The following is a 10,662-nucleotide window of genomic DNA, read 5'->3' as shown; positions in this document are numbered from 1 at the left end:
GGCGCCGCGGCGGTCCAGCCGGCGCGGAGGAGCCCCTCGGTACACTGGACAGTCTGCTTTCCGAGGAGCCCGCCCCATGACCGACACCAACGCGCACACCGGCGCGCCCGCCGAGCCGACCGAGCCGACCGAGGAAGAGGTCTTCGAGCAGAAGGCGGTGCGGCTGGCCAAGCGCGAGCGGCTGATCGCGGAGCGGGCGGACGCCTCGGGCGGCGCCTACCCGGTGAGCGTCCCGATCACCGACACGATCCCCGGCCTGCGCTCGCGGTTCGGGGACCTCGAAGCCGGCGCCGAGACCGGTGTCACCGCGGCCGTCGCCGGCCGCATCGTCTTCAGCCGCAACACCGGCAAGCTGTGCTTCGCGACGCTGCAGGCCGGCGACGGCAGCCGGATCCAGGCGATGGTGTCGCTGGCGGTCGTCGGCGAGGAGTCGCTGCAGGCGTGGAAGGAGCTCGTCGACCTCGGCGATCACGTCTTCGTGTCGGGCGAGGTCGTCTCGAGCCGTCGCGGCGAGCTGTCCATCATGGTCGCCCAGTGGCGCATCGCCTCCAAGGCGATCCTCCCGCTGCCGAACATGTACTCCGAGCTGAGCGAGGAGAGCCGGGTCCGCAGTCGCTTCCTCGACCTCATCGTGCGTGACCGTGCCCGCCAGACCGTTCTCACCCGGGCCGCGGTGAACGCCAGCCTGCGCCAGACATTCGCGGCGCACGGCTTCGTCGAGGTCGAGACCCCGATGCTGCAGGTGCAGCACGGCGGCGCATCCGCGCGCCCCTTCATCACCCATTCGAACGCCTTCGACACCGACCTCTACCTGCGCATCGCTCCGGAGCTCTTCCTCAAGCGTGCCGTCGTCGGGGGCATCGACCGGGTCTTCGAGATCAACCGCAACTTCCGCAACGAGGGCGCCGACTCCACGCACAGCCCCGAGTTCGCGATGCTCGAGGCCTACCAGGCGTACAGCGACTACAACGGCATCGCCGACCTCACGCAGGAGCTGATCCAGAACGCCGCCATCGCCGTCGCGGGCTCGACCACGGTGACGTGGGCGGACGGCACGGAGTACGACCTGGGCGGGGAGTGGGACCGGATCTCGATGTACGAGTCGCTGTCCGAGGCATGCGGCCGCACCATCACGTCGGAGACGCCGCTGGAGGAGCTGCGGGCGCTGGCCGCGGCGGAGGGTGTGGAAGAGCCGCCGCACGTCATCCACGGCAAGCTCGTCGAGGAGCTGTGGGAGCACTTCGTGAAGTCGAAGCTCACGCGGCCCACGTTCGTCATGGACTTCCCCGTCGACACCAGCCCGCTGGTGCGCGAGCACCGCTCGATCGCCGGGGTCGTGGAGAAGTGGGACCTGTACGTCCGCGGTTTCGAGCTCGCGACCGGGTACTCCGAGCTCATCGACCCGGTGATCCAACGGGAGCGCTTCGTCGAGCAGGCCAAGCTCGCCGCGCGCGGTGATCTCGAGGCCATGCGCATCGATGACGAGTTCCTGCGCGCCCTCGAGCACGGCATGCCGCCCACCGGAGGCATGGGCATGGGGATCGACCGGCTTCTCATGGCCATCACCGGCCTCGGCATCCGCGAGACGATCCTCTTCCCCCTCGTCAAGTGAGGCGTTCACGCGCGGCTGCCGCGCTGGAACGCCCAGTCGGGGAGATGACCGGCGAGCACGAACGACAGCACGATCTCGGACAGGCCGTGCTCGGGGTCGATCTGGCGCGCCTGTGAGGCGTACGCGTCCGCGTGCGTCGACCCTCCCAGCGCCCACGACAGCCACGCGCACATCGCCAGGGGTCCAGGGCGGAACGCGCGCGGCGCGGCCGCCGCGACGCGGCGGGTGAGCCGCAGGGCCGACTGAAGCCGGTCGGCATCCGGTCGCGAACCCTCGCCCCACATGCGCATCGCGAGGTCGGGCGGATACTCCTCGCCCGACTCCCACCGCAGCTGTGCGTCGAGCGCCTCGTCGCCGCTGTCGAGGTCGCCGCTCCACTGCACCAGGGCGACGTCGCGCAGGGACGGCCGCGACAGACACCACGCCAGGGCGGCGGCGCGGAACGGATCGAGCGCGTCCGCATCCCACGTCAGCGCGTCCTCATAGAAGCCCGGCAGATCGTCGAGCAGGCACACGGCGGCGAGCGCCCGGGGATCCACTCGCCCGGGCTCCGAATCGCCGGATGCCTCGCCGGCCGGGGCGTCGACGGAGACGGCGGCCACAGCGCCGGCCGCATCGCGGCCGGTGATCGCCGCGTCCGGATCCTCCCCGGTGCTCCCGCCGACGCCCGCGCCGCCGCACAGCACGCGCACGGCCTCCTCGAGCGAGCCCAGCGCGCGGGCGACCCGCTCCCGCTCGGCGAGGTCGGTGCTCGGCAGCTCGGCACCGCTGGACTGGTCGCCGCGAGGTTCGGGAAGGGTGGCCGGACCGGGGGCGGACGCGAGCTGAGCGAGCGGCCGGCCCTCATCCGGGCATGCGGCGTCGAGGTACGAGCCCCATCCGTCGCCCGCCACGCACAGCGCGTCCGTCAGCCGCAGTCCGCATGCCTCGGCGCGGCGCTCGAGGGCGTCGGCCAGGTCGGCGTGAGGCATCCCGCAGGTTCCGGCGAACGTGTCGTCGGTGTATGCGATCGTCGCGACGGCGTCGGCCTCCGGGAGCCGGCACACCATGCCGATCACCGTGGACGCGACCCGGTCGATGGCGTCCGGCTCGCCGCCCGGCAGGTCGAACCGGATCGCGCCGAGGCTGCGGGAGCCGCGGAAAGGGATGAGCACGAGACTTCGACGCGGGTGGTAGCCGAGCATGCGGGGGATCACGGACAGGAACTCCGCCGCATCCGCGGCTCTCACGGTGGTGGTCATGCCCCGACTCTCCCTGCCGCCCGGTACCCGTGGGAGCCAGGGGCGAGCCGGTCGGGAGGAGCGCTCGCAGGCGACGCTTGTTGAGGAACCGGTGCGTCCCAGGGGCATGCCGCTCGCCGTCGGGACGGCTCCCAGCTTCACCCCGCGTATCCTGGACCCATGGACGATTACTGGGTGGCAGTGCTGTGGACGCTGCTTCCGACGGTGGTCGTCAGCGCGATGTTCTATTTCGTGATGCGCAATGTGATCCGCGCCGACCGCAACGAGCGGCGCGAATACGCGCGCCTCGAAGCGCGCGAGCGGGCGCGCCGCGGCTTGCCTCCCGTCGCCGCCGCCGCCACCGACGGCGCGCCCGGCGCCGCGGCGGCATCGGACTCCGCCACCTCCTCGTCCGAGTCATGACGGTGGTGCCCAGTACGCTGGGCACACGCCGTCGGGGGAACGCGGAGGAGCACAGGTGATCTCGATCACGTTCGACGCGACGTGGTGGCTGATCGTCGTCTTCGTGCTCGACCTCGCCATCCGCATCGCCGCGATCATCGTCGTCCCCCGCAACCGGCGCCCCACCGCGGCGATGGCCTGGCTCCTCGCCATCTACTTCATCCCGATCATCGGGGTGTTCCTGTTCCTGCTCATCGGCAACCCGCGGCTGCCGCGCAAGCGCCGGCGTCAGCAGGAGGCGATCAACGACTACATCCGCGAGACGAGCGCGTCGCTCGAGTTCGGCACACTGCGTCCGCACGCCCCCGTGTGGTTCCGGTCCCTCGTGACGCTCAACCGCAACCTGGGCGCGATGCCGCTGGCCGGCGACAACGCCGCGAACATCATCTCCGACTACCAGGCGAGCCTCGACGCGATGGCCGACGCCATCCGCGCGGCCGAGCGATACGTCCACGTCGAGTTCTACATCTTCCAGTCGGATGCCTCCACCGACAACTTCTTCCGCGCCCTCGAGGAGGTCTGCGCCCGCGGCGTGACCGTCCGCGTGCTGCTGGATCATTGGGCCAACCGCGGCAAGCCGTACTACCGCAAGACTCTCAAGCGCCTCACCGCGATGGGAGCGCAGTGGCGCCTGATGCTGCCCGTGCAGCCGCTGCGCGGGAAGTACCAGCGCCCCGACCTGCGCAATCACCGCAAGCTGCTGGTCGTGGACGGCCGTGTCGCCTTCACCGGCTCGCAGAACATCACCGATTCCACGTACAACCTCAAGCGCAACACCCGTCGCGGCCTGCACTGGGTCGACCTGATGGCGCGCATCGAGGGCCCCGTCGTGGCATCCGTCAACGCGGTGTTCCTCTCGGACTGGTACAGCGAGACAGACGAGGTGCTCACCGAGGAGATCGACCTGTTCGACGTGCGATCCGGCCCCGGCGACCTGGACTGTCAGATCGTGCCGTCGGGTCCCGGCTTCGAGTTCGAGAACAACCTCAAGCTGTTCGCGGCGCTGCTCTACGCCGCCGAGCGTCAGATCATCGTGGTGAGCCCCTACTTCGTGCCCGACGAGGCGCTGCTGCTGGCCATCACGACGGCCTGCCAGCGCGGCATCCATGTGGAGCTGTTCGTCTCGGAGGACGGCGACCAGGCCCTCGTCTACCACGCTCAGCGCAGCTACTACGAGGCGCTGCTGCGGGCGGGCGTGCGGATCTGGATGTACCGCAAGCCGTACATCCTGCACACCAAGAGCCTGACGATCGACGACGAGGTCGCCATCATCGGCTCGAGCAACATGGACATGCGTTCCTTCGGTCTCAACATGGAGATCTCGATGCTCGTGCGCGGCGAGGAGTTCGTGCGTCAGATGCGCGAGGTCGAGGACCGGTACCGCTCCCTCAGCCGGGAACTGACGCTCGAGGAGTGGATGAAGCAGCCGCTGCGTTCGACGGTGCTCGACAACCTCGCGCGGCTGACCTCGGCTCTGCAGTAGTCCGCGTCCGGGGTGAGATCCTCGCGGCGGTTGCGACACCATAGGGGTGAGGGATGCCGCGCGCGAGGCATCCGCCTGTCTCGAGGAGGCCCCATGACCGTCCGCATCCGCTCACTCGCCGCCGGTGCGCTGGGACTCGCCGCGGTCGCCGGCCTGATGACGGGGTGCGCGACGCCCGCCGGCCCCGGCGCCGAGCCGCGGGCGGGCTCGGTGTCTGCATCGCCCTCGGACTCGACCGGTGGTACGCCCGGCGCAGGGGCGGCGGATGACGACGTGGAGGCGGCCTGGCTCGACGGTGGGCGCATGATCGGGCTCGTGACACAGGGCTCGTCCGCGTGCCCGCCGACCGCCGAGGTCGGCTCCGCTGAGGCGGGCGTTCTTCACGTGACCCTCGCCGACGATCCCGCCGCGGCCTGTACCCGGGATCTTGCTCCCCGCGTGACGCTCCTGCCCGTTCCGGCAGGCGTCGATCCGGCGCAGAACCTCGAGATCCGCGTATCCGGCGCCGGCTACGAGGACGACGTCGAGCTCGAGGGTGTGCCGGGTCTCACCGCCGAAGGTGAGACCGACTACTCGCCGAGCTCGGGCTGGGCCGACGACGATCAGCTGGTGCTTCTCACCTGGGGGTCATCCGGCTGCCCGCCCGAGATCGAGAGCGTGGCCGTGGCGACGGCATCCGAGGTCGCCATCACCTTCGCGACGCCGCCCGCCGACCGGGTCTGCACCATGGACATGGCGCCGCGCGCACTGGTCGTTCACGTCGATGACGAGCTCGACGACGACGCCGAGATCTTCGCTGTCCTCCGTGGCGCCGAGTTCGACGACGTGCGGGTGCCCATTCTCGGCAGCAACTGAGGATCCGGGCCGCGCCCGCCGACGGGGCGAGCGCGGCAGTTGCCTGCGAGCGCTGCATCTCGAACTGCCGCGCTCGCAGGAAAGTGCAGCGGATGCCGCACGAGGGCGTGCCCGACCCGGCGAGGTCAAGGGCCGAAACGGGCGCTATGCCCAGGGCGAACACGGGTCCTCGGATTCCGGTGCGCCCGTACTCTCGATGTAAGGCGCCACGCGTGCATCCGCATAGAGCAGCGCCCTGGAGGAAGAAGATGTTCGAGAGATTCACGGACCGTGCCCGTCGTGTGGTCGTCCTCGCCCAGGAAGAGGCGAAGATGCTCAACCACAACTACATCGGCACCGAGCACATCCTGCTCGGCCTGATCCACGAGGGCGAGGGCGTCGCCGCGAAGGCGCTCGAGTCGCTCGGCATCTCGCTCGACGCCGTGCGCGAGCAGGTGCAGGACATCATCGGCCAGGGGCAGCAGCAGCCTACGGGGCACATCCCGTTCACGCCTCGCGCGAAGAAGGTGCTCGAGCTGTCGCTTCGCGAAGCGCTGCAGCTCGGTCACAACTACATCGGAACCGAGCACATCCTGCTGGGCCTCATCCGCGAGGGTGAGGGCGTCGCCGCTCAGGTGCTCGTCAAGCTCGGAGCCGATCTCAACAAGGTGCGTCAGCAGGTCATCCAGCTGCTGTCGGGCTACCAGGGCAAAGAGCCCGCGGGCGTCGCGACGGGCGCCGGCGAGCAGACGAGTTCGGCCCAGGGAGGGTCGCAAGTGCTCGACCAATTCGGCCGCAACCTCACGCAGGCCGCGCGCGACAACAAGCTCGACCCGGTGATCGGGCGCGAGAAGGAGATCGAGCGCGTGATGCAGATCCTCTCGCGGCGCTCGAAGAACAACCCCGTGCTCATCGGCGAGCCCGGCGTCGGCAAGACCGCCGTCGTCGAGGGCCTCGCCCAGGCGATCGTCAAGGGCGATGTGCCCGAGACGCTCAAGGACAAGCAGCTGTACTCGCTCGACCTCGGCTCGCTCATCGCCGGTTCCCGCTACCGCGGTGACTTCGAGGAGCGCCTGAAGAAGGTCACAAAGGAGATCCGCACGCGCGGCGACATCATCGTCTTCATCGACGAGATCCACACTCTCGTGGGTGCGGGGGCCGCCGAGGGTGCGATCGATGCGGCGTCGATCCTCAAGCCGCTCCTCGCCCGGGGTGAGCTCCAGACGATCGGTGCGACCACGCTCGACGAGTACCGCAAGCACTTCGAGAAGGATGCCGCGCTCGAGCGCCGCTTCCAGCCGATCCAGGTCGCAGAGCCGAGCCTCCCGCACGCGATCAACATCTTGAAGGGGCTGCGCGACCGCTACGAGGCGCACCACAAGGTGCAGATCACCGACGGCGCCATCGTGGCGGCGGCGAACCTCGCCGACCGCTACATCTCGGACCGCTTCCTGCCGGACAAGGCGATCGACCTGATCGACGAGGCGGGCGCGCGCCTGCGCCTGTCGATCCTGTCGAGCCCGCCCGAGCTGCGCGAGTTCGACGACCGGATCGCCCAGGTCCGTCAGGACAAGGAGCGCGCGTCCGAGGACCAGGACTTCGAGAAGGCGGCGTCGCTGCGCGACGAGGAGAAGTCTCTCCTCGCCGAGCGTCTGCGTCTCGAGAAGCAGTGGCGCTCGGGCGACGTGGCGAGCCACGCGGTGGTCGACGAGGGCCTGATCGCCGAGGTGCTCGCCCAGGCGACCGGCATCCCGGTGTTCAAGCTCACCGAGGAGGAGTCGAGCCGTCTGGTCTTCATGGAGAAGGCGCTGCACCAGCGCGTCATCGGCCAGGAGGAGGCGATCGCCGCGCTGTCGAAGACGATCCGCCGTCAGCGGGCGGGTCTGAAGGACCCCAAGCGCCCGTCGGGCTCGTTCATCTTCGCCGGTCCCACCGGTGTCGGAAAGACCGAGCTGGCCAAGGCGCTCGCGGAGTTCCTGTTCGACGACGAGGCCGCGCTGATCTCGCTCGACATGTCGGAGTTCGGTGAGAAGCACACCGTCTCGCGTCTGTTCGGTGCCCCTCCCGGATTCGTCGGGTTCGAAGAGGGCGGCCAGCTGACGGAGAAGGTGCGCCGCAAGCCGTTCTCGGTCGTGCTGTTCGACGAGATCGAGAAGGCGCACCCCGACATCTTCAACTCGCTGCTGCAGATCCTCGAAGAGGGCCGCCTGACCGATGGTCAGGGTCGCGTCATCGACTTCAAGAACACCGTGATCATCATGACGACGAACCTCGGATCGTCGGCGATCGCGGGAGGCCCTGTGGGCTTCCAGGTCGAGGGCAACACCGGGACCACGTACGAGCGGATGAAGGGCAAGGTCAACGAGGAGCTGAAGCGCAACTTCAAGCCCGAGTTCCTGAACCGCGTCGACGACATCATCGTGTTCCCGCAGCTGGACAAGGACGAGCTGCGTCAGATCGTGGGCCTGTTCACCAAGCGTCTCGGGGAGCGTCTGCTCGACCGCGACATGACGGTGGAGCTGACGGACGCCGCGAAGGACAAGCTCATCGAGATCGGCTTCGACCCCGCCCTCGGCGCCCGTCCGCTGCGTCGTGCGATGCAGCGCGAGATCGAGGACCGCCTGTCGGAGAAGATCCTGCACGGCGAGCTGGATGCCGGCGACCACGTGAAGGTCGACGCGCAGAACGGCGAGTTCGTGTTCGAGCACGGCCCGCGCGGCGAGAAGGTCGCCGTCGGCGTCGCATCCCGCGGCGAGATCACCGCGACGCCGGATCTCGCAGCCGGCGCCTGACCCCCCGATCGAACGAAGAGCGGTCCCCGGAAGCGGGGACCGCTCTTCGTCGTTTCGGGAGGTCAGCGCAGGACGCCGCCGGCGCTCGCTCTACGCTGGAGCGATGAGCCAGTTCACGGTGCGGCCGGCCCGGACGAAAGATGTGCGCGCGATCCAGGCGATGCTGGAGCCGTTCGTGCAGCGTCGCATCCTGCTGGGCAAGGACCTGGTGGTGCTCTACGAGGCGACGCAGCAGTTCCTCGTCGCCGAGGATGCCGACGGCGCGCTGATCGGATGCGGCGCACTGCACGTGATGTGGGAGGACCTCGGCGAGATCCGCACGCTCATCGTCGTGGACGAGTGGCTGCACCGCGGCGTCGGCCGCGCGATCGTGGAAGGGCTGGAGCAGAACGCCCGCACGCTGGGGCTCACACGGCTGTTCTGCCTCACCTTCGAGGTGGACTTCTTCCGTGCGCGGGGGTTCGAGCCGATCGGCGAGCAGGTCGTCGACCCCGACGTGTACTCGCAGCTGGTCCGCTCGCCCGACGAGGGCGTGGCCGAGTTCCTCGACCTCGCCCACGTCAAGCCGAACACGCTCGGCAACACCCGCATGCTCAAGCGCCTGTAACGCGCGGATGCCTCCCGCGAGCGCCCGCTCAGTCGAACAGCTCGCTGAGCCAGTGCTCCTTCTTCTTCTTGCGGTGGTAGCCCTGGTCGTAGCCCGGCTGCTGCCCGTAGCGCGGGTCGTAGGACTGCGGCGCAGGATAGCGCGGGTCGGGCGAGGGGTAGGCGGGCTGGGCGTAGTCCGGCTGTCCGCCGTACGCGGGACTCGGCCCGGCGGCCGCCGACGCGGAGCTCTCGCGCGCGGCGCGCTCGAGGATCTTGTCCAGTTCGCCACGGTCGAGCCACACGCCGCGGCAGGTGGGGCAGTAGTCGATCTCGACGCCGGAGCGCTCGCTCATCACGAGCACGGAGCCGTCGTTCGGGCACTTCATAGGGTCCTCCTCGGATCGGTGCGACCTTAGCGGTCCGCGCTTTCGACTGGCTGGGAATGCCGGATCGACGGCGGGCGCGCCGACCGGGGACGACGGATGCCTCCGCTTACGCTGGAGGCATGACCGGCACGCCCGTCCGACGCAGACACTCACCGGCTGTCTATCGCCGCCGCCGTCTCGTCGTGCTCCTCGCGCTGCTGGCCGTCGTGGCGATCCTCTGGCTGCTCATCGCGCAGCCCTGGCGGGGGGCGGCGTCCCAGGGCGACCCGGCCACGCAGAGCACGACGGACGTGCTGCCGGCCCCGTCGTCGACCGCGCCGGGGGCGACCGGCGGCACAGTGGAAGGCGCGACGCCCGAGGCGACGGCTTCGCAGACGCCCAGTGTTCGCGCCTGCAGCGCAGGCGACATCGTCGTGACGCCCGTGACCGATCAGGACACCTACACCGGCGATCAGCAGCCGCGATTCTCGATCACCCTCACCAACAACGGCCCCGAGTGCACGCTCAACGTCGGCACGAGCCTGCAGGCGTTCACCGTGTCCAGCGGCGAGGACGTGTGGTGGCGCTCGACCGACTGTCAGAGCGAGCCGAGCGACATGGTGGTCACACTCGCGGAAGGGCAGAGCGTCACCAGCGCGGAGCCGCTGACGTGGGACCGGACGCGGTCCTCGATCGACACGTGCGACAACCCGGGCGCCCGCCCCGCTGCGCCGGCCGGGGGCGCCTCGTACCACCTGTCCGTCGAGATCGGCGGCATCCCTTCGACGGAGTCCAAGCAGTTCCTGCTCTACTGACGGATCCCGCCGGGATTGACGAAACGCGAAGAATGCGTGGCATTCGGTGACGAATCGTCCCCGCGGCGCATGTGAGCGCTAGAGTGAAGCCGATTCCGGCTCTGCAAGGTATCGCCCGGTGTCCCCAGCACCGATCCCGGAACCCCAGTCCGGGCGGGCCGTTCCCAGCGGTCAGGCGAGATGGGCCTGGAATCAGGTCCCTCGGAAGCCCTGCATGGCATCCGAGGGACCCTGCTGTGGAAGCTCAGCGGCTCAGGGCCCCCAGAAGATCCCCAGCTTTCCCCAGTACGTCCGATGGCGAACTCCCCAGTCGCCGTGGACAGACCCACGATAACGTTTCGGTGACGTCATGTCCACCTTTTGGGGGACAGCTCGGCGACGAATTTTCGGTGGGCCGAACGCGGCCGCGACGTCGCTCGGAGCGGGCAGATTTCGCGACGCCGGGGGATGGTGGCGCGGGATACGTCGGCGTATCCTTGCGGCCAAGCTCC

At 69.4% G+C, this 10,662-nt stretch carries 9 protein-coding genes; 7 read left to right on the top strand and 2 right to left on the bottom strand.

The genetic code is table 11. From position 1 onward, the window contains the following. Window positions 1-76 precede the first annotated feature (76 nt). Entirely contained in the window at window positions 77-1,612 is a 1,536-nt protein-coding gene (gene lysS, locus AC5RVZ_RS11645) for a lysine--tRNA ligase (protein ID WP_494065915.1), read from the top strand. A 5-nt stretch (window positions 1,613-1,617) separates the two neighbouring features. Here lysS and AC5RVZ_RS11640 read toward each other — a convergent pair whose 3' ends face one another. Then, on the bottom strand, window positions 1,618-2,853 hold the full coding sequence (locus tag AC5RVZ_RS11640; RefSeq protein ID WP_494065914.1) for a DUF4192 family protein: 1,236 nt from the start codon (window positions 2,851-2,853) through the stop codon (window positions 1,618-1,620). Between the two features lie 159 nt (window positions 2,854-3,012). Here AC5RVZ_RS11640 and AC5RVZ_RS11635 point away from each other — a divergent pair, with 159 nt between their 5' ends. The 5 genes from AC5RVZ_RS11635 (at window position 3,013) to AC5RVZ_RS11615 (ending at window position 9,010) form a co-directional block, all read left to right on the top strand. Next, on the top strand, window positions 3,013-3,255 hold the full coding sequence (locus tag AC5RVZ_RS11635) for a hypothetical protein (protein ID WP_494065913.1): 243 nt from the start codon (window positions 3,013-3,015) through the stop codon (window positions 3,253-3,255). Between the two features lie 55 nt (window positions 3,256-3,310). Then, window positions 3,311-4,777 (top strand): cardiolipin synthase, encoded by a 1,467-nt coding sequence (gene cls / locus AC5RVZ_RS11630; RefSeq protein ID WP_494065912.1) that lies wholly within the window; start codon window positions 3,311-3,313, stop codon window positions 4,775-4,777. A gap of 93 nt (window positions 4,778-4,870) precedes the next feature. Next, window positions 4,871-5,632: a hypothetical protein gene (locus AC5RVZ_RS11625; RefSeq protein ID WP_494065911.1), complete on the top strand. Its 762-nt coding sequence runs from the start codon at window positions 4,871-4,873 to the stop codon at window positions 5,630-5,632. A gap of 248 nt (window positions 5,633-5,880) precedes the next feature. Further along, window positions 5,881-8,403, top strand: coding sequence for an ATP-dependent Clp protease ATP-binding subunit (locus tag AC5RVZ_RS11620; protein WP_494065910.1), 2,523 nt, complete (start codon window positions 5,881-5,883; stop codon window positions 8,401-8,403). 103 nt (window positions 8,404-8,506) lie between these two features. Next, window positions 8,507-9,010: an amino-acid N-acetyltransferase gene (locus AC5RVZ_RS11615; protein WP_494065909.1), complete on the top strand. Its 504-nt coding sequence runs from the start codon at window positions 8,507-8,509 to the stop codon at window positions 9,008-9,010. 28 nt (window positions 9,011-9,038) lie between these two features. Here the strand turns inward: AC5RVZ_RS11615 and AC5RVZ_RS11610 are convergent, their stop codons facing one another. Beyond that, complete coding sequence (locus AC5RVZ_RS11610) at window positions 9,039-9,377, bottom strand: TFIIB-type zinc ribbon-containing protein (RefSeq protein ID WP_494065908.1); 339 nt, start codon at window positions 9,375-9,377, stop codon at window positions 9,039-9,041. A 119-nt stretch (window positions 9,378-9,496) separates the two neighbouring features. Between AC5RVZ_RS11610 and AC5RVZ_RS11605 the strand changes: the two genes are divergently transcribed. Further along, window positions 9,497-10,171 (top strand): hypothetical protein, encoded by a 675-nt coding sequence (locus AC5RVZ_RS11605; RefSeq protein ID WP_494065907.1) that lies wholly within the window; start codon window positions 9,497-9,499, stop codon window positions 10,169-10,171. Window positions 10,172-10,662: the final 491 nt, after the last annotated feature.

The organism is Arthrobacter sp. Cza30 (assembly GCF_059090765.1).
Note: the sequence above shows the minus strand (reverse complement) of the source record. Positions and strands in the feature narration are given on the sequence as shown.

Bases quoted from the DNA above. Each gene is read 5' to 3' on its own strand.
- lysS (WP_494065915.1), top strand. From the start codon at position 77: ATGACCGACACCAACGCGCACACCGGCGCGCCCGCCGAGCCGACCGAG.
- AC5RVZ_RS11640 (WP_494065914.1), bottom strand. From the start codon at position 2,853: ATGACCACCACCGTGAGAGCCGCGGATGCGGCGGAGTTCCTGTCCGTG.
- AC5RVZ_RS11635 (WP_494065913.1), top strand. From the start codon at position 3,013: ATGGACGATTACTGGGTGGCAGTGCTGTGGACGCTGCTTCCGACGGTG.
- AC5RVZ_RS11625 (WP_494065911.1), top strand. From the start codon at position 4,871: ATGACCGTCCGCATCCGCTCACTCGCCGCCGGTGCGCTGGGACTCGCC.
- AC5RVZ_RS11620 (WP_494065910.1), top strand. From the start codon at position 5,881: ATGTTCGAGAGATTCACGGACCGTGCCCGTCGTGTGGTCGTCCTCGCC.
- AC5RVZ_RS11615 (WP_494065909.1), top strand. From the start codon at position 8,507: ATGAGCCAGTTCACGGTGCGGCCGGCCCGGACGAAAGATGTGCGCGCG.
- AC5RVZ_RS11610 (WP_494065908.1), bottom strand. From the start codon at position 9,377: ATGAAGTGCCCGAACGACGGCTCCGTGCTCGTGATGAGCGAGCGCTCC.
- AC5RVZ_RS11605 (WP_494065907.1), top strand. From the start codon at position 9,497: ATGACCGGCACGCCCGTCCGACGCAGACACTCACCGGCTGTCTATCGC.